Source organism: Streptomyces plumbidurans, from assembly GCF_019857225.1.
Taxonomy (GTDB): Bacteria; Actinomycetota; Actinomycetes; order Streptomycetales; family Streptomycetaceae; genus Streptomyces; species Streptomyces plumbidurans.
Window position 1 is genome coordinate 67,929 of sequence record NZ_JAFJSY010000005.1, and the last position, 24,938, is coordinate 92,866.

General features: G+C 71.2%; 23 protein-coding genes. 16 read left to right on the plus strand and 7 right to left on the minus strand.

Going from position 1 to position 24,938, the window contains the following annotated elements; translation table 11 throughout:
* Positions 1-119 precede the first annotated feature (119 nt).
* Positions 120-1,280 carry an L-rhamnose isomerase gene (rhaI, locus tag JYK17_RS04350; RefSeq protein ID WP_128801118.1) on the minus strand — a complete coding sequence of 387 codons (1,161 nt, stop codon included), beginning with the start codon at positions 1,278-1,280 and terminating at the stop codon, positions 120-122.
* A 271-nt stretch (positions 1,281-1,551) separates the two neighbouring features.
* Here rhaI and JYK17_RS04355 point away from each other — a divergent pair, with 271 nt between their 5' ends.
* From JYK17_RS04355 to JYK17_RS04405, 11 genes are all read left to right on the plus strand, one after another.
* Positions 1,552-3,069 carry a sugar ABC transporter ATP-binding protein gene (locus tag JYK17_RS04355; protein WP_108012464.1) on the plus strand — a complete coding sequence of 506 codons (1,518 nt, stop codon included), beginning with the start codon at positions 1,552-1,554 and terminating at the stop codon, positions 3,067-3,069.
* Positions 3,066-4,106, plus strand: coding sequence for an ABC transporter permease (locus JYK17_RS04360; protein WP_108012465.1), 1,041 nt, complete (start codon positions 3,066-3,068; stop codon positions 4,104-4,106). Before JYK17_RS04355 ends, JYK17_RS04360 begins: the two co-directional genes overlap by 4 nt.
* The gene (locus tag JYK17_RS04365) at positions 4,099-5,088 is read left to right on the plus strand and encodes an ABC transporter permease (RefSeq protein WP_108012466.1); all 990 of its coding nucleotides are present in this window, start codon (positions 4,099-4,101) and stop codon (positions 5,086-5,088) included. The genes JYK17_RS04360 and JYK17_RS04365 overlap by 8 nt, the downstream gene beginning before the upstream one ends.
* A gap of 25 nt (positions 5,089-5,113) precedes the next feature.
* Entirely contained in the window at positions 5,114-6,193 is a 1,080-nt protein-coding gene (rhaS, locus tag JYK17_RS04370; protein WP_108012467.1) for a rhamnose ABC transporter substrate-binding protein, read from the plus strand.
* A 32-nt stretch (positions 6,194-6,225) separates the two neighbouring features.
* Positions 6,226-6,546 (plus strand): L-rhamnose mutarotase, encoded by a 321-nt coding sequence (locus JYK17_RS04375; protein WP_108012468.1) that lies wholly within the window; start codon positions 6,226-6,228, stop codon positions 6,544-6,546.
* The gene (locus tag JYK17_RS04380) at positions 6,543-7,904 is read left to right on the plus strand and encodes a BNR repeat-containing protein (RefSeq protein WP_222809793.1); all 1,362 of its coding nucleotides are present in this window, start codon (positions 6,543-6,545) and stop codon (positions 7,902-7,904) included. The genes JYK17_RS04375 and JYK17_RS04380 overlap by 4 nt, the downstream gene beginning before the upstream one ends.
* Before the next feature lie 79 nt (positions 7,905-7,983).
* Positions 7,984-9,009: a LacI family DNA-binding transcriptional regulator gene (locus JYK17_RS04385; protein ID WP_108012470.1), complete on the plus strand. Its 1,026-nt coding sequence runs from the start codon at positions 7,984-7,986 to the stop codon at positions 9,007-9,009.
* 101 nt (positions 9,010-9,110) lie between these two features.
* The gene (locus JYK17_RS04390; RefSeq protein ID WP_108012471.1) at positions 9,111-10,412 is read left to right on the plus strand and encodes an alpha/beta fold hydrolase; all 1,302 of its coding nucleotides are present in this window, start codon (positions 9,111-9,113) and stop codon (positions 10,410-10,412) included.
* 122 nt (positions 10,413-10,534) lie between these two features.
* Positions 10,535-11,164, plus strand: coding sequence for an FxLYD domain-containing protein (locus tag JYK17_RS04395; protein ID WP_108012472.1), 630 nt, complete (start codon positions 10,535-10,537; stop codon positions 11,162-11,164).
* Positions 11,165-11,263: 99 nt separating this feature from the next.
* Positions 11,264-11,836: a GIY-YIG nuclease family protein gene (locus JYK17_RS04400; protein WP_222809794.1), complete on the plus strand. Its 573-nt coding sequence runs from the start codon at positions 11,264-11,266 to the stop codon at positions 11,834-11,836.
* The gene (locus JYK17_RS04405) at positions 11,796-12,626 is read left to right on the plus strand and encodes a pentapeptide repeat-containing protein (protein ID WP_222809795.1); all 831 of its coding nucleotides are present in this window, start codon (positions 11,796-11,798) and stop codon (positions 12,624-12,626) included. Before JYK17_RS04400 ends, JYK17_RS04405 begins: the two co-directional genes overlap by 41 nt.
* Here JYK17_RS04405 and JYK17_RS04410 read toward each other — a convergent pair.
* The gene (locus JYK17_RS04410; RefSeq protein WP_222809796.1) at positions 12,588-14,150 is read right to left on the minus strand and encodes a cytochrome P450; all 1,563 of its coding nucleotides are present in this window, start codon (positions 14,148-14,150) and stop codon (positions 12,588-12,590) included. The genes JYK17_RS04405 and JYK17_RS04410 overlap by 39 nt on opposite strands.
* A 118-nt stretch (positions 14,151-14,268) precedes the next feature.
* Here JYK17_RS04410 and JYK17_RS04415 point away from each other — a divergent pair, with 118 nt between their 5' ends.
* Both JYK17_RS04415 and JYK17_RS04420 read left to right on the plus strand, forming a co-directional pair.
* Positions 14,269-14,877, plus strand: a complete 609-nt coding sequence (locus JYK17_RS04415) for a TetR/AcrR family transcriptional regulator (protein ID WP_108012476.1) — start codon at positions 14,269-14,271, stop codon at positions 14,875-14,877.
* A gap of 76 nt (positions 14,878-14,953) precedes the next feature.
* On the plus strand, positions 14,954-15,679 hold the full coding sequence (locus JYK17_RS04420) for a DUF2470 domain-containing protein (RefSeq protein ID WP_108012477.1): 726 nt from the start codon (positions 14,954-14,956) through the stop codon (positions 15,677-15,679).
* Here JYK17_RS04420 and JYK17_RS04425 read toward each other — a convergent pair.
* Together JYK17_RS04425 and JYK17_RS04430 are read right to left on the minus strand one after the other, a co-directional pair.
* Positions 15,647-16,855 carry a lactonase family protein gene (locus tag JYK17_RS04425; protein WP_222809797.1) on the minus strand — a complete coding sequence of 403 codons (1,209 nt, stop codon included), beginning with the start codon at positions 16,853-16,855 and terminating at the stop codon, positions 15,647-15,649. The two genes, JYK17_RS04420 and JYK17_RS04425, sit on opposite strands and share 33 nt — an antisense overlap.
* Positions 16,856-16,982: 127 nt before the next feature.
* On the minus strand, positions 16,983-18,254 hold the full coding sequence (locus JYK17_RS04430) for an FUSC family protein (protein ID WP_128801109.1): 1,272 nt from the start codon (positions 18,252-18,254) through the stop codon (positions 16,983-16,985).
* Between the two features lie 128 nt (positions 18,255-18,382).
* Here JYK17_RS04430 and JYK17_RS04435 point away from each other — a divergent pair, with 128 nt between their 5' ends.
* A complete protein-coding gene (locus JYK17_RS04435) occupies positions 18,383-18,976 on the plus strand; it encodes a TIGR03086 family metal-binding protein (RefSeq protein ID WP_108012480.1) in 594 nt (197 codons plus the stop codon).
* Here the strand turns inward: JYK17_RS04435 and JYK17_RS04440 are convergent.
* Positions 18,907-19,989 (minus strand): hypothetical protein, encoded by a 1,083-nt coding sequence (locus tag JYK17_RS04440; RefSeq protein WP_108012481.1) that lies wholly within the window; start codon positions 19,987-19,989, stop codon positions 18,907-18,909. The two genes, JYK17_RS04435 and JYK17_RS04440, sit on opposite strands and share 70 nt — an antisense overlap.
* Positions 19,990-20,319: 330 nt before the next feature.
* Between JYK17_RS04440 and JYK17_RS04445 the strand changes: the two genes are divergently transcribed.
* A complete protein-coding gene (locus JYK17_RS04445) occupies positions 20,320-21,222 on the plus strand; it encodes a DUF3626 domain-containing protein (RefSeq protein ID WP_108012483.1) in 903 nt (300 codons plus the stop codon).
* Here JYK17_RS04445 and JYK17_RS04450 read toward each other — a convergent pair.
* Positions 21,174-21,812 carry a PAS domain S-box protein gene (locus tag JYK17_RS04450; RefSeq protein WP_372464933.1) on the minus strand — a complete coding sequence of 213 codons (639 nt, stop codon included), beginning with the start codon at positions 21,810-21,812 and terminating at the stop codon, positions 21,174-21,176. The two genes, JYK17_RS04445 and JYK17_RS04450, sit on opposite strands and share 49 nt — an antisense overlap.
* Before the next feature lie 86 nt (positions 21,813-21,898).
* Positions 21,899-23,542, minus strand: a complete 1,644-nt coding sequence (locus tag JYK17_RS04455; RefSeq protein ID WP_108012484.1) for a glycoside hydrolase family 13 protein — start codon at positions 23,540-23,542, stop codon at positions 21,899-21,901.
* Positions 23,543-23,810: 268 nt separating this feature from the next.
* Between JYK17_RS04455 and JYK17_RS04460 the strand changes: the two genes are divergently transcribed.
* Positions 23,811-24,854, plus strand: coding sequence for a LacI family DNA-binding transcriptional regulator (locus tag JYK17_RS04460; RefSeq protein ID WP_308011641.1), 1,044 nt, complete (start codon positions 23,811-23,813; stop codon positions 24,852-24,854).
* Positions 24,855-24,938 lie beyond the last annotated feature (84 nt).

Here is a 24,938-nt window from a genome sequence, read left to right on the forward strand (position 1 = left end):
TTCAGTCCTTCAAAACGATACGGATGTAAAGCGCCCCAAAGGGGCGCGGGGAACTGCGCGACAAGCCACGAACCACCCGCAGCCTGCGAACAACCGAACCCGGCACAAGCGGCGCAGCCTCACGCCCCCCAGCCGGCCTGAGTGCCACCCACACGCTCGGCAACAATCCGCTCCTGCCAGCCGGAGCGCCGGTACGCCCGCATCGGGTCCGGATCGACCCCCATCTCCTGGCGCACCTCGGCGAGCAGCGGCCGTACGTCCGTGTTGTACGCGTCCATCAGCACCGCGTTCGCCTCCAGCACGTCACCGTCACGCTGAGCGGCACCCAGCGCGTCCCGGTCCACGAGCAGCGCCTTCGCCGTCGCCTCCTGCACATTCATCACCGACCGGATGATCGCGGGGATCTTGGCCTCGATGTTGTGGCACTGGTCGAGCATGAAGGCGATGTCGGAGGTGAACCCACCGCCGCGGATCACCTCGTACATGATCCGGAACAGCTGGAAGGGGTCCGCCGCGCCCACCATCAGGTCGTCGTCGGCGTAGAACCGCGAGTTGAAGTCGAAGCCGCCGAGCTTGCCCTCCCGCAGCAGGGTGGTGACGATGAACTCGATGTTGGTGCCGGGCGCGTGGTGCCCGGTGTCGACGACGACCTGCGCCTTGTCGCCCAGCTTGAGGCAGTGGGCGTAGGCGGTGCCCCAGTCGGGCACGTCCGTCGAGTAGAAGGCGGGCTCGAAGAACTTGTACTCCAGCAGCATGCGCTGGCCGTCGCCGAGGCGCTCGTAGACCTGGGCCAGTCCCTCGGCGAGCCGGTCCTGGCGGCCGCGGAGGTCGTCCTGGCCGGGGTAGTTCGTGCCGTCGGCGAACCACAGCTTCAGATCGCTGGATCCGGTGGCGTCCATGATGTCGACGCACTCCATGAGATGGTCCAGCGCCTTGCGCCTGACCGCCGCGTCCGGGTGGCAGATGCTGCCGAGCTTGTAGTCGTCGTCCTGGAAGGTGTTGGAGTTGATCGTTCCCAGCTTCACGCCGTGGTCCTCGGCGTACTTCGCCAGTGCGCCGTAGTCGTCGACCTTGTCCCACGGGATGTGCAGGGCGACCGTCGGGGCCACGCCGGTGAACGCGTGCACCTGGGCCGCGTCCGCCAGCTTCTCCTGGGGATCGCGGGGCACGCCCGCTTGCGTGAACACCTTGAACCGGGTCCCCGAGTTCCCGTACGCCCATGACGGCGTCTCGACTGCCTGGGTCTTGAGTGCGGCCTTCACCGCGGCGAGCTCGGTCACTTCAGGGCTCCTGTGACGTCGGGCCGGAACGGCATCCGTGTGAATCGATTCAGAAAGCGAAGCTTAGGCGCGTCAGCAGGGGTGTCAAGCGCTCTCGCACACCTTGTTGCTCGTGGCCTGACCGTGACCTTTGGCTCTCGAAGGGGTCTCGGAACTTTTTCGAGGCGCACCCATTGACGGAACGCGGGCTGCGCGCCTAACGTCCCGGCAACCAAGTTGAAACCTTTCACGACGTCGCGAGCAACCGGTCGACGTCGTCGAGGAGCCCCTCATGACCCACCCGTCCGACACGGGTCCGGCCCCGGTGCTGGCGCTCGAGGACATCTCGAAGTCCTTCGGCGCGGTGCGCGCCCTGCGGGACGTTTCCCTTGAGCTGTTCCCCGGCGAGGTGCACGCGCTCGCCGGAGAGAACGGCGCGGGCAAGTCGACCCTGATCAAGACGCTCGCCGGTGTCCACCGGCCGGACGCCGGCCGGGTGCTGCTCGACGGTGAGCCCGTCGTCTTCCACGGACCCGGCGACGCCCGCGACGCCGGCATCGCCGTCATCTACCAGGAACCCACGCTCTTCCCCGACCTCTCGATCGCCGAGAACATCTTCATGGGCCGCCAGCCGCGCCGCGCCCTCGGCCGTATCGACCACAAGGCCACCCACGCCGCCACCCTGGCCCTGATGGAGCGGCTCGGCGTCGAGCTCGACCCCGACCGCCCGGCCCGCGGACTGTCCATCGCCGACCAGCAGATCGTCGAGATCGCCAAGGCGCTCTCCTTCGAGGCCCGCGTCCTGATCATGGACGAGCCGACCGCCGCGCTCACCGGCAGCGAGGTGGCCCGGCTCTTCGGCGTCGTACGCACCCTGCGCGAACAGGGCGCCGCGGTGCTGTTCATCTCGCACCGGCTGGAGGAGATCTTCGAGATCTGCCAGCGGGTGACGACCCTGCGCGACGGCGCCTGGATCTCCAGCGAGCCGATCGCGAACATGACCGAGGACGATCTCGTACGGCGCATGGTCGGCCGTGACCTCGACGAGCTGTACCCCAAGCAGGACGTCGAGCCCGGCGAAGTGGCCCTGAGGGTCAAGCGGTTGACCCGGGAGGGCGTCTTCACCGACGTCTCCTTCGACGTACGCCACGGAGAGATCGTCGGACTCGCCGGGCTCGTCGGCGCCGGACGCACCGAGGTCGCACGCGCCGTCTTCGGCATCGACCGCTGGGACGGCGGCGAGGTCGAGGTGCACGGCAAGAAGCTCACCAACGGCGCCCCCTCCACCGCCATGGCCGCCGGCGTCGCCCTCGTTCCCGAGGACCGGCGCGCCCAGGGCCTGGTGATGGGCATGTCCATCGAGCGCAACATCGGCCTGACCGGACTGCGCACCACGGTGCGGGCCGGGCTGATGGACCGCGGCGCCGAACGCAGCCGCTCCCTCGACTGGGCCGTCAAACTCCAGGTCAAGTACGCCCGGATCGCCGACACCGTCTCCACGCTCTCCGGCGGCAACCAGCAGAAGGTCGTGCTCGCCAAGTGGCTCGCCACCGGCCCCAGGGTGCTGATCGTCGACGAGCCCACCCGCGGCATCGACGTCGGCACCAAGGCCGAAGTGCACCGGCTGCTCAGCGAGTTGGCCGCGGACGGCGTGGCCGTCCTGATGATCTCCTCCGACCTGCCTGAGATCCTCGGCATGGCCGACCGCGTGCTCGTGATGCACGAGGGCCGGCTCACCGCAGAGATCCCACGCGCCGAAGCCACCGAGGAAACCGTGATGGCCGCAGCAACCGGGAGGGCCGCCGCATGACGGTGACCACTCCCAACGAGACCCCCGTCGCCGAGGTGCCCAAGTCCAGCGGCACCCGCCTCGTCGACCGCGTCTTCAGGATGCGCGAACTCGCCATCCTGCTCGTCTTCCTGGTGATGATCGCCATCACCCAGGCGGGCAACAGCGAGTTCCTGTCCGAGCAGGGCATCAAGGACCTGCTCCTGAACGCGACGATCCTGGTGCTGGTCGCCACCGGCCAGTCCCTGGTGGTGATCACGAGGAACGTCGACCTGTCGGTCGGCTCCACCCTCGGCATCTGTGCCTTCGCCGCCGGCGACTATCTGCACGGCGGCGGCAACTCGTTCGTCGCCCTCGTCCTCGCGGTGCTCCTGGGCATCGGCTTCGGCCTGCTCAACGGCCTGCTCGTCAGCCTCGGCCAAGTACCCGCACTCGTCGTCACCCTCGGCACCCTCTACATCATCCGCGGCATCGACTCCATCTGGGTCGGCTCCCGCCAGATCACCGCGGCCGACCTGCCCGGCGGCTTCGTGGACTTCGGCTCGGGCGGCCTGTCGGCGGTGCCCTGGCTGGCGCTGATCGCGCTCGGGGTGCTGGTGGCGACGGCGTACTACCTCAAACACTTCGGCAGCGGACGGGAGTTGTACGCGCTCGGTTCCAACCCGGAGGCCGCGCGGCTGGCCGGCATCCCGGTGCGCAAGCGGATCCTGGCCGCGTACACCTTCTGCGGCGCGCTCGCCGGCCTCGCGGGCGCCCTGTACCTGGCCCGCTTCGGCAACGTCGACTCCGGCACCGGCAACGGCTACGAACTCACCGTCGTCAGCGCGGTCGTGGTCGGCGGCGTCGTCTTCACCGGCGGCTCCGGCAGCGTGTACGGAGCCGCGCTGGGCGCCCTGCTGCTGACCTCCGTCAACAGCGTGCTGCCCGCCCTCGGCGTCAGCTCCGTGTGGGTGCTCGCCATCAACGGCATCCTGCTCATCCTCGCCATCGCGGTCGACCGGATCGTCGCGCTGCGCGTGGCCTCCGCCCTGAAGAAGAGGAACGCCCGCCATGCCTGACTCCCTGACGCGCGCGGTCCGTTGGGACACGGTTGTCGGCGCGCTCCTGGTCGTTCTGCTCCTGCTGTCGTTCGGCACCGTCGACGGCTTCGGCAACTCGCTCAACCTGTCGTTCCTGATCGGCAACACCCTGCCGATCGCGCTGATCGCCCTGCCGATGACCCTGCTCGTCGTCGCCGGCGAGATCGACCTGTCCGTCGCCTCGACGGCCGGTCTGTCGGGCGCGGTGATGGGCAAGCTGTGGAACGACGGCATGGCGATCGAGACGATCATCCCGCTGTGCCTGCTGCTCGGTGTGGTGTGCGGGCTGGTCAACGGCCTGCTCGTCACCCGGCTCGGACTGCCCTCCCTCGCCGTCACCATTGGCACCCTCGCCGCCTACCGGGGCATCGCACAGATCGTGCTCGGCTCGAACGCGGTGACCGACTTCCCCAGCCAGTACCTGGACTTCGCGTCCGGACGCATCGGCAACTCCTTCGTCCCGCAAGCCTTCCTGCCCTTCCTGGTGCTGCTCGCGATCGCCGTCGTCGTCCTGCACGCCACCCCGTTCGGCCGCTCCCTGTTCGCCATCGGCGCCAACGAGGAGGCGGCACGCTTCGCCGGGATCCGCGTCAAGCGGCACAAGCTGATCCTGTTCACGGTGACCGGTCTGATGGCCTCCCTCACCGGCATCTTCTGGGCGCTGCACTACGCCAGCGCCCGTTACGACAACGCCACCGGACTCGAACTCTCCGTCGTCGCAGCCGTGTTGCTCGGCGGCATCGACTTCGACGGCGGCAAGGGCACGCTCGGCGGCGCCATCGCCGGCGTGTTCCTGCTCGGCGCACTGCAGAACGTGATGAGCCTGCTCAACGTCTCGGCACAGTCGCAGATCGTCGTCACCGGCGTACTGCTGGTCATCTCCGTGCTCGGCCCCCGGGTCGCGCGTCAGATCTCAATAGCACGTGCGGGGCGCAGAGCCGCCTCGACTCCGACCTCCTGAACCCCGCTCGAAAAGGACCTCCGTCATGCGCAAGTCATCCATCCGCCGTACCTGCGCGGCCCTGGCCGCCGTCACCTCTCTCGCGCTCGCCGTGACCGCCTGCGGCGGCACCACCAAGAAGAACTCCGGCAGCGACGACGCGGCGGCCACCTCGACCGCCAAGGCCGACCCGAACGCCGCGCTCAAGAAGGGCCTGACCGTCGGCTTCCTGCCCAAGCAGGTCAACAACCCCTACTTCACCTCGGCGGACAAGGGCGGTGAGAAGGCGCTCGGTGAACTGGGCAGCAAGTACAAGGAGGTCGGCCCCTCCAGCGCCACCGACACCGCGGGCCAGGTGAGTTACGTCAACACGCTCACCCAGCAGCAGGTGAACGCGATGGCGGTCTCCGCGCAGGACCCGGGCGCCCTGTGCACCGCGCTGAAGCAGGCGATGAAGAACAACATCAAGGTCGTCACCTACGACTCCGACACCAAGCCGGACTGCCGCAACGCCTTCGTCTCGCAGGCCTCCGCCGAGGACCTCGGCCGCACCGAGGTGCAGCTGCTCGCCAAGCAGATCGGCTACAAGGGCCAGATCGCGATCCTGTCCGCCGCCCAGACGGCCACGAACCAGAACACCTGGATCGGGTTCATGAGGGACGAGCTCAAGGACCCGAAGTACAAGAACGTCAAGCTGGTCAAGATCGCCTACGGCAACGACGACGCCCAGGCCTCCTTCCAGCAGACCCAGGGCCTGCTGCAGCAGTACCCGAACCTGAAGGGGATCATCTCCCCGACCACCGTCGGCATCAAGGCGGCCGCCCAGTACCTGTCCGGCTCCAAGTACAAGGGCAAGGTCAAGCTGACCGGCCTCGGCACCCCCAACGACATGCGCAAGTACGTCAAGAACGGCACCGTCGAGGCGTTCGAGCTGTGGGACCCGGCCAAACTCGGCGACCTCGCCGCCCGCACGGCCGTCGCGCTGTCCTCCGGGCAGATCACCGGCAAGGAGGGCGAGACCTTCAAGGCCGGCTCCACCGAGTACACCATCGGCAAGGACGGCGTGATCACCCTCGGCAAGCCGACCGTGTTCGACGCGAAGAACATCGACCAGTTCAACTTCTAGGCATTTCCGTACCGTTCGGGAGCGGGTACCTCATGCAGCGCGTGTGTTTCCTCCTCAAGGTCCGCGAGGACAGGCTCGCCGAGTACCGCGAACGGCACGCAGCCGTGTGGCCGGAGATGTGCGAGGCACTCTCCGCCACCGGCTGGCACAACTACTCGCTCTTCCTGCGCGACGACGGTCTGCTGGTGGGCTATCTGGAGACCGAGGACTTCGCGGCCGCGCAGGCCGGCATGGAGGCCACCGAGGTCAACGCCCGCTGGCAGGCGGAGATGGCGCCGTTCTTCGAGTCGCTGGACGGCGCCCGCCCCGACGAGGCCATGAAGCCTCTCACGGAGGTGTTCCACCTCGCATGACTGCCGCCGACACCGGGCTCGTCGTCCCCGCGGTCACCCTCCTCGGCCGCACCCGACTCGACGCCACCGCCCTCTACTTCGTCTCCTACGACGGCCTGGTCAACACCAACTCCTTCCAGAAGAACGGGTTGTTCACCCACGGCGGCCACCAGTACGCCGCCTGGTACACGGCCACGCGCGAGGCCGTCGTCGCCCGCCGGGAGACGGGCACATCGCACTGGTCGACGCTCACGCTGCCGCACCGGCTCAAGAGCGACGACTCGCACAACGTCATCTGTCTCGGTGCCTCCGGGACCGACGGACGGCTCCACATCGTCATGGACGCCCACAGCGACGGCTTCTTCTACATGAACTCGGTCGCCGGGCTCCTGGACGACCCGGCGAACACGCCCTGGACCCCGTCCGTCTTCGGCCCCGTGCAGACCTCGCTCGACGGCCTGCCGCTCACGACCGCGTTCACCTACCCCCAGTTCATCTCCACCCCGGAGGGCCGGCTGCAGCTGAGCTACCGCGCAGGGATTTCCGGGAACGGCCGCAACGCCCTTGCGGAGTACGACGGTTCGGGCTGGACGGAACTGGGGGAGTGGACCGGCTCCACGGGGACGTACACCAGCGCGCACGGCTCCTCGACCGCCCGCAACATGTATCTGCACGGCATCGACTACGACGCGAACGGCGTCCTGCACGCCCTGTTCACCTGGCGCGAGCAGAACCCCGCCGTCGTAGGCGCGGGCGGCGGCATCACCAACCACGACACGGGTTACGTCCGTTCGGCCGACCGCGGCCGCACCTGGCACAACGACGCGGGCACCGTCGTAGGCAGGACCGGCACGTCGGACACGGTGGCCGTCACCGACGGCGGACTGGTCGTCGACGCCCTGGACCCCGACCACGCGCTGATGAACCAGGAGAGCCAGTGGACGGACTCCGCGGGCCTCCCGCACGCGATCATCAGCCACGTCCCCGACCGCTTCGGCCCGTGCACCACGGACTACGTGGCCGACCGCACCGCCCACGGCCGCGCCTTCCACCTGCGCAAGGACGCCTCGGGCGACTGGCGCAAGACCGAGATCCCGGTCCCACTCGACTCGAGCCAACGCACCAAGCTGGTCCTGGACGGCCACGACAACGCCTACGCGGTCTTCCCACGCGGCCGGATCGCGGGCGCCTCGAAAAGGTCCGGATACACGGACTGGACACCGCTGTACGACGGCGGCGGGCTGAACGCCTTCGGCGAGGTCGTCATCGACGAGCCGCGGGTCAGGGCGGACGGCGTCCTGTCCTTCATGTACCAGGAGAAGTCGAGCGGTACGACACCCTCGGCACTCCACGTCGTCGACTTCGGACTGCCCGCGTGACCGGGCACGATACGCCGGATGTTGACGGTAATGTGATGGCCTTTAGGCCGTCCTGTTCTCCCCTGGAGGTCCCTGCCTGATGTCCCAGTCGGTGGGTATCAAGGACGTCGCCCGCGCCGCCGGAGTCTCCGTCGGCACGGTGTCGAACGTGATCAACCGTCCGGACACGGTCGCCACGGAGACCCGGGCCCGGGTGCAGTCCGCGATAGACCGGCTCGGCTACGTCCGCAGCGAGTCCGCGCGGCAGTTGCGGGCGGGCCGCAGCCGGATCATGGGGCTGCTCGTGCTGGACATGGGCAACCCGTTCTTCGTGGACGTCGCACGGGGTGCCGAGCGCGCCGCGCGCGACGCCGGGCTCGGCGTGATGGTCTGCAACAGCGCCCAGAGCGCCGGCGAGGAGGCCGAGTATCTGGCGCTCTTCGCCGAGCAGCGGGTGCGGGGCGTGCTGCTGACGCCGTCGGACGCCTCCGGCCGCAACATCGAGACGTTCCGGCGGCACAACATCCCCTTCGTGCTCGTCGACCGGGTCGCCGAGGGCACCACCGAGTGCTCGGTGTCGGTCGACGACGTGGCGGGCGGCGCGCTGGCCGTGCGGCACCTCGCCGACGCCGGGCACCGCAGCATCGCGTACGTCAGCGGGCCGCCCGGACTCAACCAGGTGCGCGACCGCCGCACCGGCGCCCTGAACGCGCTCGCCGAGGCGGGCCTCGACCCCGAGTGCCTGCGCGAACTGCCCACCGAGCGCCTCGACGTGGCCGCCGGCCGCGACGCCGGAGCCCGGCTGCTCGGCCTCGCCGATCGGCCCACCGCCGTCTTCTGCGCCAACGACCTGCTGGCCCTCGGGGTCCTGCAGGCCATGTACGCGGCCGGCGTCGGCGTCCCCGACGACCTCGCGATCGTCGGCTACGACGACATCGAGTTCGCGGCCGCCGCGGCCGTCCCGCTCACCTCGGTCCGCCAGCCGGCCGTCACCATGGGCGCCCTGGCCGCCGAACTGCTGCTGGAGGAGAGCGAGGCGGAGGCCGGGACCAAGCGGCACGAGCACCGCAGGGTGGTGCTCCAGCCGGAACTGGTCGTACGGCGTTCCAGCCTCTCCGTCCGCTGATCAGTCGTTCAGTAGGATTTCATGATCCCAGGGCTCGGTTACCGGACGAACATGTGATGAAGTGGGACGCGGCCCGAAACCCGTCCGTCCCTGGAGACCAGTTGACCGCCACCTACCGCCAGCCCGGAGTCGTCCTCACCGACCGGTACTTCACCGTGCCCCTCGACCACGACGACCCGGCCGGAGAGACCATCGAGCTCTACGCGCGTGAAGTCGTCGCGAGCGACAAGGCACAGCAGAACCTGCCGTGGATGGTCTATCTGCAGGGCGGGCCCGGTTTCGGGGCGAATCGTTTCGTCGGGAAGCAGGCGTGGCTCGGCCGCGCCCTGAAGGACCACCGCGTGCTCCTCCTCGACCAGCGCGGCACCGGCCACTCCACGCCCGCCAACCGCCAGACGCTCCCGCTGCGCGGCGGCCCCGCCGAACAGGCCGACTACCTCGCGCACTTCCGCGCCGACGCGATCGTCCGCGACTGCGAGGCGATCCGCGCCCAGGTCACCGGCGGCGCCCCCTGGACCGCCCTCGGCCAGAGCTTCGGCGGCTTCTGCACGGTCAACTACCTCTCCACCGCCCCCGAGGGCCTCGCCGCCGCCGTGATCACCGGCGGTCTGCCCTCCCTCGACGCGCACGCCGACGACGTCTACCGCGCCGCCTATCCCCGTATCGAACGCAAGGTCGCCGCGCACTACGCGCGTTACCCGCAGGACGTCGAGCGCGCCCGCCGTATCGCCGACCACCTCCTCACCCACGACGTGACCCTGCCGAACGGCTACCGCTTCACCGTCGAGGCCTTCCAGTCCCTCGGCACCGTCCTCGGCGGCAGCGAGGGCAGCCACCGGCTGCACTTCCTCCTGGAGCACGCCTTCGTCCGCACCCCGCAGGGCCCGGCGCTCTCCGACGCCTTCCAGGAGGACGTCCAGGGCATGCTGTCGTACGCGAGCCATCCGCTCTACGCCCTCGTCCACGAGGCCTGCTACGCACAGGACGAGCGCCCCACGGCCTGGTCGGCCGAACGCGTCCGCGCGGAGTTCCCGCAGTTCGACGCCGCGAAGGCGCTCACCGGCGACGGCCCCCTGCTGTTCACGGGCGAGTCCGTCCACCCCTGGATGTTCGAGTGCGACCCGGCGCTGCGCCCCCTGCGCGAAACCGCCGAACTCCTCGCCGCCCGCACCGACTGGCGCCCCCTCTACGACCCCGCCCGCCTCGCCGTCAACGAGGTGCCCGTCGCGGCGGCCGTCTACCACGACGACATGTACGTCGACACCGCCCACGCCCTGCGGACGGCGCGCGGCATCCGCGGCCTGCGCACCTGGGTGACCGACGAGTTCGAGCACGACGGGGTGCGAGCCGGCGGGCCCAGGGTCCTCGACCGGCTGCTCGCCCTCACCCGAGACGAGGCCTGACCTCCCGGCCACGGACCGGCGCGCGACCGCTCCCCGACGCTCCCCGACGACATGCCCCGCGCCGTATTCGGACATAAGGTTCATCTCGCTGTGTTCCGTGATCGCGCGAGAGGACGTCGACGATGAGGTCAGGGGCATCCCACCGGGCGCGGCGAGCGGGCCCGTCCCGGCCGGTCGCCGTCGCGCTGGCCGCGGTCGCGGCGAGCACGATCGGCTTGGTCTCGTGCGGCTCGGACGACGACAGCGGCGGTTCGAGCACACCGTCCACCGAACGGCCCACACCCCCGGACACGGCGTCCTTCTCCGGGACGGCGCCCTCCGCCCTGTCGTCGGCCGCGGCGTCCGCACGCGCGCGCGCCTCCGCGGCGGCCTCGTCCGCCTCCGCCGCCGCGTCCTCCTTCGAGGCGTCCGTGTCGGCTGAGACCAAGCGGGCCGACAAGGCCGCCGAGAATGCACTGAAGAACGTCAAGGGCCAGGGCAACGCCATGTCCGAGGTCGCCATGACCGGCGAACCGCGCTCCAAGACCGGCGGCCTGCTCGCCGTCGTCGTCACCATCACCAACAAGACCGCCAAGAAGGCGTCCTACGCCGTCCAGGTCGACTTCCTCGACTCCTCCGGCAAGACCGTGGAGACCCGCTACGTCGGCGCGGAGAACCTCGACCCGGGCGAGAAGGCCCGACCGATCGCCATCAGCCGCAAACCGCCCGAGCCGGTGCTGACCCCGAAGCTGGTGAAGGCGCAGCGGTACTGAATCTCATCGGTGCGCCCGGGCCTCGCCGACGTCGATGTCAGACCCGCGTGCGACCTTTGGGGGAGGAGGAGAGGGGCGCGGGCGAAGGGGGGCGGTGACGTGGGTGACGTCGACGCGCAGTTCCTGCGGGGCCTGTTCGACGAGGAGGGCACGCTGTACACGGCGGGCCGGACGGCGCTGTACCGGCTGCACGGCCCGGAGGGCCTGCTGTACGTCGGCATCTCGGTCTCCCCGCTCACGCGCGTCCGCACGCATCTGCGGGAGCAGCCGTGGGGTCCTAGCGTGATCGGCATACAGATCGACTACCCCGAGGACGCCGAGGCCGCCGAGCGGGAGGCCGTCTTCACCGAACGCCCCAAGTACAACGTCGTCTTCAACGACAGCCACCCGCCCCCGCCCGCGGACCCCGCGTCCCGGCTGCGGACCGAACTCGCCGTCGAGCGGCGCCGGTTGGCGGAGTTCGAAGCGGCCGTACCGCGGTCGCCGACCCATCTGCGGCTCATCGAGCGCGGGATCGGCTCCAAGCGGGCGAGGATCGCCGAGCTGCGGGAGGAGATCCGGCGGATCGAGGAGAACGGCCGCGACAGCGGGCGGGACGGCGGCCCCGCCCCGCCCGGATACGCTGGGCGTCATGCCGGATCAGACAGCCGACCGGACCGGCCTGCGCGGTGACTGCGAGCACTGCTTCGGGCTGTGCTGCGTCGCCCTGCCCTTCACCGCCTCCGCCGATTTCGCGATCGACAAGGAGGCCGGCCGGCCCTGCCCCAACCTGCGGACCGACCACCGCTGCGGCATCCACGCCCGGCTGCGCGACAAGGGCTTCACCGGCTGCACGGTCTACGACTGCTTCGGCGCCGGGCAGAAGGTCTCGCAGGTCACCTTCGGTGGCCAGGACTGGCGGACCGGGCCACCGGAGCAGGCCCGGCGCATGTTCGACGTGTTCCCCGTCGTACGACAGCTGCACGAACTGCTCTGGTACCTCACCGAGGCGCTGACCCTGCCGGCCGCCCGTCCGCTCGCGACCGACCTGCGCCGCGCCCTCGAAGCGACCGAGGAACTCACCCTCCTCGCGCCCGAGCAACTGGCCGCGCTGGACGTGGCCGCGCACCGGCAGGAGGTCAACGTACTGCTGCTGAAAACCAGCGAGCTGGCGCGGGCGGGCGTCCGCGGTCGCAAGAAGGAACGGCGCGGCGCCGACCTGATGGGCGCCCGCCTCAGGGGCGCCGATCTGCGCGGCGCGAACCTGCGCGGCGCCTACCTCATCGCCGCCGACCTCACCGGGGCCGATCTGCGCGGCGCGGACATGATCGGCGCCGACCTGCGCGACGCCGATCTCACCGACGCCGACCTGACCGGCGCCTTCTTCCTCACCCAGCCCCAGGTCAACGCGGCCCGCGGCGGCACGGGCACCCGGCTGCCGGAGTCAGTCACCCGCCCCGTGCACTGGACAGCGCAGCTCTGACGGCGCCTCGTCCACGGCCGTCCCGGCGTCGACGGCCGTCCCAGCCACCGCCCCGGCGCTCGCCGTGCGCCGCTCCAGATGCAGCCGCAGCCCCTGCGGCATCAGCGTGAGCCGCTCGGTGACGCGCAGCCGGTAGTCCGGGTCGGGTCGCAGGTCGTAGCGGCGCAGCAGCAGGCCGAGCACCAGCGTCGCCTCGTGCAGCGCGAACTGCCGCCCGATGCAGGCCCGCGCGCCCGTACCGAACGGCTTGAAGGTGTGCGGGGGACGCGACCGTACGGCCTTCGGGTCGAAGCGGTCCGGGTCGAACCGCTCCGCGTCGGCGCCCCACACCTCGGGGTCGCGGTGCAGCATCATCGTCAGGACCAGCGCCCAGGCACCGCGCTTCATCGGATGGTCCCCGGCCAGCAGGGTGTCCTCGCGGGCCTCCCGGGCGAAGGCCGGAGCCGTCGGCCACAGCCGCAGCGCCTCGTCCAGCACCCGGCGCACGTACCGCAGCTTGGCCACCTGGTCGTAGCCGGGCGCAGCGGTGTCGCCCCACACGGCGTCCACCTCGGCCCTGGCGCGGGCGGCCACCTCGGGGTGCCGGGAGAGATAGTGCAGGGCGAAGGAGAGCGCGCCCGACGTCGTCTCGTGGCCCGCCACCAGGAACGTGATGACCTGCCGCCGTACGTTCTCGGCGGACAGCCGCTCCCCGGTCCTCGGGTGGGCCGTCTCCAGCATCCGGTCCAGCAGGTCCCCGTCCCCGCGGCCGCCGGAGGCGCGCCGGGCCCGGACCAGCTCGTCGACCGTGCTGTTGAGGTACGCCATGTCGGCCTCGTTGCGCCGCGAGGCCTTGCGCAGCAGGTACGGGGCCAGCGGCGCGGGCACGGTGTTCAGCCGCTGGGCGTACGACAGCGTGCCCACCATCGCGGACACGAAGGGGTGCGGCCGGGAGCGCTCGAAGGATCCGAAGTCGTGCCCGAAACCGGTGCGCGCGATCGTCTCCAGCGTCAGCTTGGTCATGTCGCCCGGCACGTCCACCGCCCGGCCCGCCGCCCGCTCGCGGTCCCAGTGGTCGGTGAGCCGGTCCGCCACCGCCAGCATCATCGGGTGGTAGCCCTCCATGGCCTCACGGCTGAAGCCCGGTGCCAGGACGTCGTGCGCCAGCTGCCAGTTGGGCTCGTGGTTGTACGCCGTGAACAGCGCGTCCCCGACGACGGGGCGCAGATTGGCGACGCCCAGGCCCACGTGCTTGGCGAACCGCGACTCGTCCGCCATGTCGGCCGCGAGCTCGCCACCCCACACGAACACGAACTCGTTGCCGAACGCCTTGCGCCGGAAGATCGGGCCCAGCTGCCGTGCGTAGCGCATGGAGTCCTGGACGGGGGTGCGCCGGTCGGCGCCGAGGACGTCACCGAGCAGGGGGACGCGGTGCGGGGGATGCGGCACGCGGTGCAGTTCGGGCCAGCCCTGTTCGGCGCTCCGGAACCCCTTGGGAAGCGGGGCCGCCGTCGCCGGTCCGCTCCCCGCCGTCGTCTCCGCCATGACGCGATCTCCCTTGAATCAGCGGCAGGTTGAGCTGTCGTGCAGCTGTTGTACGTGAGTTCAATAACGTGGCTCAGTCTGGTCCTGCCGTTGAACCGACGTCAAGTAAAGTGCGGACATGGCCGCGAACCAGGGCGAACGCGCACGGCGTCGGCTCAGCACCGAGGAGCGCAGGGAGCAGCTGCTGTCGGTGGGGGCGCGGTTGTTCTCGGAGAGCCCGTACGACGACGTGTGGATCGAGCAGGTCGCCGAGATCGCCGGTGTCTCACGCGGGCTGCTATACCACTACTTCCCGACCAAACGGGACTTCTTCGCGGCGGTCGTCGAGCGCGAGAGCGGGCGGATGCTGCGGATGACGGCTGCCGTGCCAGGGGTCCCCGCGCGCGAGCAGCTCGCGGCGGGCCTCGACACGTTCCTGGAGTACGCGCACGCCCATGCCCATGGCTTCCGCGCCTTCCATCGCGCGGACGCGGCGGGGGACACGACCATCCGCCGGATCTACCAGCGGGCGCTGGCCGCGCAGGAGAGGCAGATCCTCGCGACGATCGCCGCCGACCCCGAACTCGGCGAGGCCGCCCGACTGCGTCCGGACCTCCAGCTGGCCGTCCGCGGCTGGCTGGCCTTCACCACGGCCGTCTGCCTGGAGTGGCTGCGGCGCTCGGATCTGCCGCGGGAACAGGTGCGTGATCTGTGCGCACGGGCACTGCTCGGGGTCATCGCGCCCTGAGGCAGGCGTGTTCTCAGGGTTGGCCTTCACCCCGATCTTCGATAGGTTAGGTGAGCCTTACCTAAGGAGGTTCGGGATGGGTGACAGCCCCAGCTGGACGGCCGCGCCTTCGGCGGCCCAACGGGCCCGGTCGGTGCTCGCCACCGCCTGGTCCTGCGCGGTGACCGCGGACGGCGGCCGCGAGGAACTCGTCGGTGCGCACACCGTGGACCAGGACGGTCGGGTGCTGCTGGAGGTGCCCGAGGACAGCGCGCTGCTCGCCGCCGCGATCTGCGCGCCGCGCGGAGAGCCGCACGCGGTGCTGGAGTTCGCCGACGTCGCGCCCGTCCCGGTCAGAGACCGTATCCGGGCCAGGCTCTGGCTCGCGGGGTACTTCGTGCCCGAGGACGGTCGACTCGCGTTCCGGGCCACCAGGATCGTGCTGCGCCAGTCGTCCGGCGCGGTGGTCGTCGACCTCGACGACTTCGCCGCCGCCGAGCCCGACCCGCTCGCACTCGCCGAGGCCCACCTGCTGACGCATCTCGCGGACTGCCATCCCGACGCCGTCGAACGGCTCACCCGGCTCGTCGACCACGCCAGCCTGCACGGCGCGGTCCGCGTCCAGCCCCTCGCCGTCGACCGGCACGGACTGACCCTGCGCATCGAGCGCAACCGCGCCGACGGCGACGTACGACTGCCGTTCCACACTCCCGCCGACGACGTCGCGCAGCTCACCGAGCGCATGCACGCCCTGCTCGCGCAGGCCGGCGCCGCGTCCTGCCCACGCCCCCTACAGCGGCAGCGCACAGACCGCGACGGGTGAGGCGAACGGCTCGCCCGCGAGCCGCAGTTCACCGTTGCCGGCATCGACCTGGAAGACACTGACGGTGCCGGACTTCTGGTTCGCCGCGAACAGCAGCGTCCCGTCCGGGGAGAAGGCGATCTGGCGCGGGAAGTCACCGGACACCGGCACCGTGTCGAGCAGCCTGAGTTGCGCTCTGTCCGCCTCGACGGCGTAGCGCGCGAGGCTGTTGTGGCCGCGGTTGGCGAGATAGGCGTACGAGCCGTCCGCGGTCACCAGGATCTGCGCCGGGTAGTTGGTGCCCGAACCGGAGCCCGTGGGCTGCGGCTCGCCGATCGTCAGGCCGCCGGTGGTGGAGTCGTACGTGCAGACCGTGACGGTGTCGTCGACCTCGTTGGCCAGATAGGCGTACCGCCCGCCGGGGTGGAAGGTGAGATGGCGCGGACCCGCGCCCGGCCGGGTGTGCGCCTGCGCGACCTCGGTGAGCGTGCCGCGGCGCTCGTCGAGCCGGTAGGTGTAGACGGTGTCCGTGCCCAGGTCCACGGCGAGTACGTGGCCGCCGTCCGGGGCGGTGATGAACTGGTGGGCGTGCGGGCCCTGTTGGCCGGGGCCGGGCGCGGGTGTCGAGTGCTTGACCACGTCGGTTCGTTCGCCGAGCGCGCCCGAGCCGTCGATCGGGTGCACTGCCACGCTGCCCGACGTGTAGTTGGCGCTGAGCAGCCAATTGCCGCTCGGGTGCACGGACAGATGGCAGGGTCCCGCCCCGCCGGTGCTCCGCGAGCCCAGAATCGCGCGGTCGGCGAGACGGACGGCGGTGACGGCGCCGTCGTCCTGCTCGTCCACCGCGTACAGCGTGCGGCCGTCCGGGTGGAGCGCGAGATACGACGGGTCGGCGACCCCGGTGAGGACTCCGGTGCCGGTGATGCTCCCGCTCGTCGGGTCGTACGTGGCGAGGCCGATGCCTTTGCCGCCGCCCTCGACCGAGGTGTACGTGCCGAGGTACAGCGGGCGAGGTGCCGTGGCGTGCGGTTGAGGGTCGGCGGGCGTGGCCCGGTCGGGGTTCGTGGCGCCGTGGCCGGGCTCGGGCCGGGGCGGTGCGGGAGCCGGCAGTGCCGTGACCGCGGCCGCGCCCCCGAGCGCGCCGACGAAGCGGCGCCTGCTCCAGCCGCCGCTCGCCGCTCCAGCACCACTGCCCATGTCCGCACCTCACGTGGTCGCTCGTCCCGTTCGTGACAAGCCACCATCGCGCGGGCCAAGGGGTGCAGGCAAGACCGGCAACAGGCGTTGCGCACCGTGCAATGAAGAAACGCGTCCGTCGGCGTCCTCAGTCGGAACCCTCGGCGCTCCCGGACCGGTTCCGGCGCAGTACGTCCGGCACGCGGAGCCGGTCGGAGTCGCGCAGCCCCTCCCGCACCCTGGTCAGCCGCCGCAGGCGCTCGCGCTGTTCGCGGGAGGTGCGGTCCAGCTCCTCGAAGAGGCGGCGCGAACGGTGCTCGGTGTCCATCTCGTCGATGATGCGGTTCACCTCGGTCAGCACCGCGCCGTACAGCTGCCAGCTCCTGGCGTCGCGCTGGACCTCCTCAAGGAGCAGCTGGGCCAGCTTGTCGCGGGTGGCCGCGGCCTGCCGCAGCTCGGCGGCGAGCCGGGACTCCGCCGACTCGGCGCTGGCGGTGACATGACTGGTCACCAGCACCGCGAAGCTCACCACGGCGTCGGCGATCTCCGACAGCAGCTGCTCCACGGCGGCACCCGTCGCGGGCGCGAACAGCCGCTCGGGCTCGCGTTCCTTGGCGAGGTCGGTGAGGGTGCGCGCCAGCACCCGCAGCACGACCGTGCAGATCTCCAGCGTGTCCAGGCCCGTCCGCAGCACCACCCGGTGCAGCAGACCCTCGCTCACGCGCGGATTGAGCCGCAGACTGTCCTCGGCCTGCCTCAGGGCCGCGTCCACCTCGACGATGTCGTGGTCGAGCCGGCGCGCCTCGTACAGCCGCTGCGTGGCCCGTTCGACGGGCGTGCGGCCCGAGGCCTCCTCGCCCATGCGCAGCATCAGCTGCCGCACCCGCCGGGCCAGTCCCTCGATCGACTCGCCCGCCTCGTCCACCCAGACGGGCGGCGCGAACAGCAGATTGCAGCCGAAGCCGACCACCGCGCCGATCAGCGTCTCCACCACCCGCGCCCAGGCCGTGTCCCCGACGGTCGTGACGCCGAGCACCAGCATCGCGCTGATCGCCACCTCGGGCACGTACTCGTCGACCCGCACCAGGCGCCCGACCGCCAGCGAGGCCACGATCAGCAGGGCCAGGCTCCACCAGGTCAGACCGACGAGCAGGGAGAAGGCGATGGCGACCAGGACGCCCGCCACCACCGCGTTCACCCGGCGGATGCCGTTGGTGAGGGTGGCGTACAGGGTGACCTGGACGACGAGCAGCGCGGTCAGCGGGGCGGTGAGGGGGGCCGCCTCGGGGCTGAGACGCAGAGCCACGACGTAGGCGATCGTCGCCGCCGCGGCGGACCGCAGCGTCTGTACGACCACCGGGTCCCGGCGCAGCTTCACAAAGCGCACGAGGGACGCCGCCCACTCACGTACATGTCGCATTCTCGGGCCGTACTCCTTCCACGGGCGTATCGGACACAGCCGTCCCGGCTGTCATTGAGGACCGTAACTGACCGCAAGGGAACCTGGATTGTCGGTGTCGGTCGAAGGTGACAGAAGGGGGAGCGGACATGGGGAACACCCAGGGCATCGAGGTTCTCACGCTTGCGCACGGATATCTCGGCACGGCGGTCGCCGGTGTCCCGCGGTCGGCGTGGGGAGCGCCGACGCCGTGCACCGAGTGGACGGTGCGGCAGGTTCTCCATCACGCGCGGATCGATCAGCAGGGCTACGGCCTCGCGATCACCGGCGGACGCCCGGACTCCGACCCGTTCCACCCGGCCGACGCCCTCGACGGTGACCCGGCGGCGGAACTCGACACGGTGCTGCGCGCGGTGGCGGACGCGTACGCGGGGCTGCCCGCCGACGCCGATCGGGTGCCCACGCCGCTGGGACCGCTGCCCCTGCCGTTCGCCGCCGCGGCGGCCGCCATGGACGCGGCCGTGCACGCCTGGGACATCGCGGTGGCGACCGGCCAGGACCGGCCGCTGCCGACCGAGCCGGCCGAGGGGATCCGGCCGGTGGCCGAGCACCTCGTCGACCACCTCCGCGACGCCCACCAGGTCTTCGCGCCCGCGCGGCCGACCGCGCCGGACTACGACAGCGCCGAGACCCTGCTCGCCTTCCTCGGCCGCGACCCGCACTGGACGCCCCCGGCCTCCTGACGCGCACGGTGCAGCGCACCCGTGACGACGACCAGCAGACACAGTCCGATCAACCAGTTCGTCACGGCCGCGAACTGGTTGACGACGAAGTTGAAGGCCTGCCCGGCCGGCAGGTCCACCAGGAGCGAGGCACGGAGCAGGCCGAGGCCGCGCACCCGGTCACGGCGCAGCCGCACCACCCCGGCCACGGCCGGCGCCAGCATCACGGCCGAACACCCGACCAGCCCCGTCACGGCACCCCACTCCGGTTCGTGCCGCAGCCGCCCGGCCGCCAGATCACGGCCCACGCCGAAGAGGAGGGCGGCGCCCTGCAGCAGGGTCCAGGTGAGCGCGACCCACAGCGTGGCAGGATGCGCGACCGACGCCGAGACGGCCGCACGGGCGCGGACGGCGGCGGCCCGCAGCACCCCCGGCACCCGCACCCGACTCCGCTCAGGCGCCGTCTCCACGCACTCCAGCAACCGCACCAGTGCCACGTCCACGGGCCGCGTCGAACCCGCCAGCATCCCCAGCGCCGAACGGCGTTGAGCGTCGGTCAGCCCCGATACGACACCGGTGAGCGCGGTGTCGGCGGCGCGAGCCGTCCGTGCCCGCTCGTCCCGTGCCTCGCCACGCGGTACCAGCCACCGGTTCAGGACCACCAGGGCGACGAAGGCCAGATAGATCAGCCCGGCAGCCGGCCGGTAGAGATAGCCGCCGCCGTCGCTGACCACCTTGCCGATCTCGTCGATGAACAGCCCGAAGCCCACCCCACCCGCCACCGCACCGCACAGCCGCGCCCGGCGGCCGAGGAACGCCAGCCGCACCACGAGCCCGGCTGCCATCAGCAGTCCGCCCCACAGCATGTGCGCGATGTGCAGTCCGGTGCCGTGACCGCCGAGCTTCGGATAGCCGGTGCTCGCCAGGAGCCGGCGTGTGAGGAGAACGGTGGCGATGCCCGAGAGCAGGAACAGCCGCAGATCGGCGCCGACCGTAGCCGTGCGGGCGGGGCCGCCGTGCCGCCGAGTAGTCATGCACCGCATGGTCCCTGCCGAACACCCCGCCGATCCATGAGGCAAACCCCCGCCCTCACCCCGTGGCTGCCCGTACCCCGGCAGGGAGGCCCACCGGCGGGTCCACGGGCAGCGCGGCCCGCGAGCCTTGGATCATGAAGGGGCATCGGACCGCCATCGTCCCCATGAAATGGCTGGCGCAGCCGCGAGTGATCCGTACCATCGGCAGCGACCACCCGGACGGCCCGTAAGACGTCGCCCTCGCCTCCACCCGCGGGGTCCTGATCCACTTCCACCGGGTGACGGCCGCGTCGCTCCGGGACCGTGGGACCGGAAAGGACTGAGACAGGCGTGGACTTCAGGGGTGTCGGGGCACCGAGGGCGCGGGCGGCGTTGCGGTATGTTGCCGCGCTCTCCGCGGGGCCGGCGGTCGAGCCCGGTGTTCGGATCACGTTGAACTTCCACCCCGACCGGCTCGTCGGCGGGCTGCCGATCCTCCGGGCGCTCGCCCAGGACGGCTCGTACCACTCGCAGTTCGTCACCGGCACCAGCAACGGCGGCCTCACCGCGCACCCGGGCGGTGACCGTCACCGCTGGGAGAGCAGGATCTTCGGCGGTGTCTACGACGATGCCGACCCGCACGACAGACCCGTGTACGGGGCGCTGAACTTCCGGCACCAAGTGGTCGGCGCGGCACCGCGGTTCGGCTCGTCGCACTTCCGGCTCGGCGCGGACGCCCTCGCGCGTGCCACCTTCTGCTATCCCGACAGCGCGGCCGAGCCGACCCACTTCGGCATCGCCTCCGGGATGTCCCTGATCGCCCTCGCCGAGGCCGACGAGCAGGACGCCCTCGACGACTACATCGAGGCCCAGGTCCACGGCGGCGTCCTGCTCGCCACGCACGCGGAGGCGCTCGTCCTGGACGCGAGCTACCGCGGCACACCCGTCGAGGCGGCGGCCCGTCTGCTGCCCTGCCCCGTCGAGTGGCACCCTGGCTACCGGCTGACCGTGCCGGAACTGCTGCGCCACGCCGACTTCCGCGGGCAGGAGTACGTGGAACTGGGCGCCCGGATAGCCCAGGACGGCGTCGTCGATCCGCGGATCATCGGCGACGCGGCCCGCACTGGCTGCTACGAGTTGCAGGATCTGAAGAAGGTGTGGCACACCCTCGCCCGGTTCGGCGCCCCCGAGGGTGCGGGCACCGCCTATGCGCCGGGCGGCCACACCCCGGGGGTGAGCACGCCGAGCGCATAGGCCCGGGCGACCAGTTCGGTGCGGTTCGAGGCCTCCCAGCGCGCCGACAGCCGCCGCAGGTGGTAGGTGACGCCGTCCGTGGTGAGACCGGTCTCCTTGGCGGCCTTGGCGGTGGTGGCGCCCCCGGCGAGCAGCGCGAGGATGCGGGCCTCCACCGGCGTCACCCGCACAGGCTCCTCGACGAGCGGCTCGCGCTCGCCCTGCACGCGCAGCATCACCAGCAGGGCGGGCGTGTCCTGCACGCTGTCGCTGACCGGATCGGCCGTCAGCTCCCCGAACCGCTCGGCCCCGCCCGGCGCCTCCCAGCGCACCGAGACCTGGTACCGCGACCGGTGCCGCAGCCGCAGCGCCTCCGCGATCCGCTCCACCTGGCCGGCCTGCTGCGGCCGGAACAGCTCCAGCACATCACGGCCGCGCAGCCGCCCCGGCGTCGTACCGCACTCGGCCGCCAACGCGGGATTGGCCAGCAGGACGGCGCCGTACACATCGCACACGGCGACGGGCACGGCGACCCGGTCGAAGAGCGTGAGGGCACGGTTGCGCCACACCACGGCCTCCGGGCTGCCGTCCTCCACGCGCACCTCCCGCACACACACCTCCCGCACGCGCCTCGCGCGACCTGGCGCGAGGGGCGCACTCCCTGTGCGCCCCACCCATCATGCGGGTCGGCGCGCCGCTACACGGTCAGCCAGACCGCGTGGTCCGGCGCCAGCAGGCCGTCCGGAACCGGTCCACTGGCGAGCAGGACCGAGGTGTGTTCGGGCAGCCGGTACGGCTCGGACGAGAGGTTGACCACGCACCGAAAGCCGGGGTCGCGGCCGAACGCGAGGACGCCGGCCGGGGCGTCGAGCCAGGTCATGTCGCCGTCGCCGAGCGCGGGATGCTCGCGGCGCAGGTGCAGGGCGCTGCGGTACAACTCCAGCATCGACTGCTCGTCCCCGGTCTGCACGGCCACGCTGAGGTCCCCCCACAGCGCGGGCTGCGGCAGCCAGGGCGCGGCCGTCGCACCCTCCGGGCTGAAGCCGTACGGCGCGCTCCTGCCCGACCACGGGATCGGCACCCGGCAGCCGTCGCGCCCCCGGTCGGTGTGCCCGGACCGCTCCCAGACCGGGTCCTGCAGCACGCTCTCCGGCAGGTCCTCGACCTCCGGCAGCCCGAGCTCCTCACCCTGGTAGACATACGCGCCGCCGGGCAGCGCGAGCATCAGCAGGGCCGCCGCCCGCGCCCGCCGCGTGCCCAGCTCCAGGTCGAGTGGGCCCTCGGGCCGGTACGTCTCGTTCGCCACCCAGCGCTTGACCACCGTACGGCCGTAGCGGCTGGCGTGGCGCACGACATCGTGGTTGGAGAGCACCCAGGTCGCCGGAGCACCCACCGCGCCGAGCATCGCGAGCGAGTCGTCGATCACGGCCCGCAGGTCCTTGGCGTCCCAACCGGACATCAGGAAGTCGAAGTTGAACGCCGTGTGCAGTCCGTCCCGGCGCACGTAGGCGGCCAGCCGCTCCGGGGTGTCGGCCCAGGCCTCCGCCACGAACGAGCGGTCACCGGGAAACTCGTCGGCCACCCGGCGCCACGCGCGGTAGATGTCGTGCACCTCGTCCCGGTCCCAGTGCGGATGGTCGACGTGCCGGCGCCGTCCGTCGGCGGGCCGGTCCGGGCGGGGCGGCAGGTCGGGCAGTTCGGGGTGCTTGACCAGGCCGTGCGCCACATCGATGCGGAAGCCGTCCACGCCCCGCCCGAACCAGAAGCGCAGCACGGACTCGAACTCCGCGCGTACTTCCGGGTGTTCCCAGTTCAGGTCCGGCTGCTCGGGCGCGAACAGGTGCAGATACCACTCGCCGTCGGGCAGCCGCGTCCAGGCCGGGCCGCCGAAGGAGGACACCCAGTCGTTGGGCGGCTCGGCGCCGCCGGGCCCGCGGCCGCTCCGGAAGACGTAGCGCTCCCGTTCCGGACTTCCGGGTCCGGCCGCCAGCGCCGCCCGGAACCAGGCATGTTGGTCGGAGGTGTGGTTCGGCACGATGTCGGGGATGACGCGGATGCCGAACTCGTGCGCTTCCTCGATGAGTTGCTCGGCCTCGGCGACCGTGCCGAACAGCGGGTCGATCTCGCGGAAGTCGGCGACGTCGTAACCGTGGTCGGCCATCGGCGACTTGTACCAGGGGTTGATCCAGATCGCGTCGACGCCCAGCCACTTGAGATACGGCAGCCGGGAGCGGATGCCGGCGATGTCGCCGACGCCGTCGCCGTTCCCGTCGGCGAAACTGCGGATGTAGACCTGATAGATGACGGCGTCGCGCCACCAAGGTGCGGTGCTGGTGGACATGTCGGTGCCTGCTCCTTGTGGTTCAAGAGGGCTGAAACCGGATCTCTGACTGCGCTGTCACGGCAATCTCACGAGCATCTGTGCAGTTCAGTACACCTCCTGATGGCTTTCGAAGCCTTCCCCGCATTCTCTGCTCGACTCCATGAGACAACGATTGCAAGCTTTGAGGACCGCGCGCCACGCGTCAATGCGTTACGCGCGGGTAGCCCCATGGCAGCGCTGTCACGAGACCCTGAGCAGGTCTGTACGCCTGTGCTAGCGTCCGCCCATGCCAGCAGCTCAACGGCACCCCACGATGGCCGACGTCGCCGAACGGGCCGGGGTCTCGGCGTCCACCGTCTCGCGCACCCTGCGGGGACTGTCGAGCGTGTCGCCGGACGTGCGGGCCCGCGTCGAACAGGCCGCGCGCGAGCTGAACTTCGCGGTGTCCCGGCACGCCTCCAGCCTGGTCACCGGCAGGACCGGCGTCGTCGCGGTGCTCGTGCCCACGCTCAACTCGTGGTTCATGGGCTCGGCCCTGTCCGCCCTCGGCCCGCTGCTGCGCGCCGCCGACATGGAGCTGACGGTCTATGTGACACCCGACCTGGCGGAGCGCGCCGCCTTCTTCGAACAGCTCCCGGCCCGGCGCAACGCCGACGCCCTGCTGGTGTTCTCCTTCGACCTCACCGAGGAGGAGAGCGCCCGCCTCGACGACCTCGGGATGCCGGTCGTCTACGTCAGCCAGCACGCCGACGGCCGGCCGAGCGTCTACGTCGACGACGTGGCCGCGGCCCGCAACGGCACCCGCCATCTGCTGCACCTGGGGCACCGCCGCATCGCCTTCGTGCAGAGCCAGGGCGCGACCGGCTTCTCCTTCAGTTCGTACGGCCGGCTGCTCGGCTACCAGCAGGCGCTGGCCGAGGCGGACGTACCCCGCGACGACGCGCTCGTGGTGGCCGCTCCGCCAGCGGACCAGCGGGCCGTCGTGGAGGCTCTCGGCGCGCTGCTGAGCCTGCGCGAGCCGCCCACCGCCGTCTTCGCCGAGCAGGACGAGCTGGCCGCCTCCCTGCTCCGGGCCCTGCGCCGGTCCGGGATCGGGGTGCCCGAGCGGATGTCCGTCCTCGGCTTCGACGACCAGCCGCCGGCCGACTGGTTCGATCTGTCCACGATCGCCCAGTCGCCCTCCGACATGGGGCGGGTGGCCGGCGAACTGGTCCTGGAACTCATCAACGACCCCCAAGCCGACCCCGCGCGCCATGTGGTGCTGCCGACACATCTGATCCCACGGGCCACCACCGGACCCGCACACGTACCGCCCGCCGACCGGACGTGAGGCGCAGACCGGCGCTCCGCGCAAGTGCACGCGGGGTTTTGTCACTACACGATCGTGTAGTGGCGCGGCGCGGGCGGCCCGCCG

Bases quoted from the DNA above. Each gene is read 5' to 3' on its own strand.
- JYK17_RS04355 (WP_108012464.1), top strand. From the start codon at position 1,552: ATGACCCACCCGTCCGACACGGGTCCGGCCCCGGTGCTGGCGCTCGAG.
- JYK17_RS04360 (WP_108012465.1), top strand. From the start codon at position 3,066: ATGACGGTGACCACTCCCAACGAGACCCCCGTCGCCGAGGTGCCCAAG.
- JYK17_RS04365 (WP_108012466.1), top strand. From the start codon at position 4,099: ATGCCTGACTCCCTGACGCGCGCGGTCCGTTGGGACACGGTTGTCGGC.
- rhaS (WP_108012467.1), top strand. From the start codon at position 5,114: ATGCGCAAGTCATCCATCCGCCGTACCTGCGCGGCCCTGGCCGCCGTC.
- JYK17_RS04375 (WP_108012468.1), top strand. From the start codon at position 6,226: ATGCAGCGCGTGTGTTTCCTCCTCAAGGTCCGCGAGGACAGGCTCGCC.
- JYK17_RS04380 (WP_222809793.1), top strand. From the start codon at position 6,543: ATGACTGCCGCCGACACCGGGCTCGTCGTCCCCGCGGTCACCCTCCTC.
- JYK17_RS04385 (WP_108012470.1), top strand. From the start codon at position 7,984: ATGTCCCAGTCGGTGGGTATCAAGGACGTCGCCCGCGCCGCCGGAGTC.
- JYK17_RS04395 (WP_108012472.1), top strand. From the start codon at position 10,535: ATGAGGTCAGGGGCATCCCACCGGGCGCGGCGAGCGGGCCCGTCCCGG.
- JYK17_RS04405 (WP_222809795.1), top strand. From the start codon at position 11,796: ATGCCGGATCAGACAGCCGACCGGACCGGCCTGCGCGGTGACTGCGAG.
- JYK17_RS04410 (WP_222809796.1), bottom strand. From the start codon at position 14,150: ATGGCGGAGACGACGGCGGGGAGCGGACCGGCGACGGCGGCCCCGCTT.
- JYK17_RS04415 (WP_108012476.1), top strand. From the start codon at position 14,269: ATGGCCGCGAACCAGGGCGAACGCGCACGGCGTCGGCTCAGCACCGAG.
- JYK17_RS04420 (WP_108012477.1), top strand. From the start codon at position 14,954: ATGGGTGACAGCCCCAGCTGGACGGCCGCGCCTTCGGCGGCCCAACGG.
- JYK17_RS04425 (WP_222809797.1), bottom strand. From the start codon at position 16,855: ATGGGCAGTGGTGCTGGAGCGGCGAGCGGCGGCTGGAGCAGGCGCCGC.
- JYK17_RS04430 (WP_128801109.1), bottom strand. From the start codon at position 18,254: ATGCGACATGTACGTGAGTGGGCGGCGTCCCTCGTGCGCTTTGTGAAG.
- JYK17_RS04435 (WP_108012480.1), top strand. From the start codon at position 18,383: ATGGGGAACACCCAGGGCATCGAGGTTCTCACGCTTGCGCACGGATAT.
- JYK17_RS04440 (WP_108012481.1), bottom strand. From the start codon at position 19,989: ATGACTACTCGGCGGCACGGCGGCCCCGCCCGCACGGCTACGGTCGGC.
- JYK17_RS04455 (WP_108012484.1), bottom strand. From the start codon at position 23,542: ATGTCCACCAGCACCGCACCTTGGTGGCGCGACGCCGTCATCTATCAG.
- JYK17_RS04460 (WP_308011641.1), top strand. From the start codon at position 23,811: ATGCCAGCAGCTCAACGGCACCCCACGATGGCCGACGTCGCCGAACGG.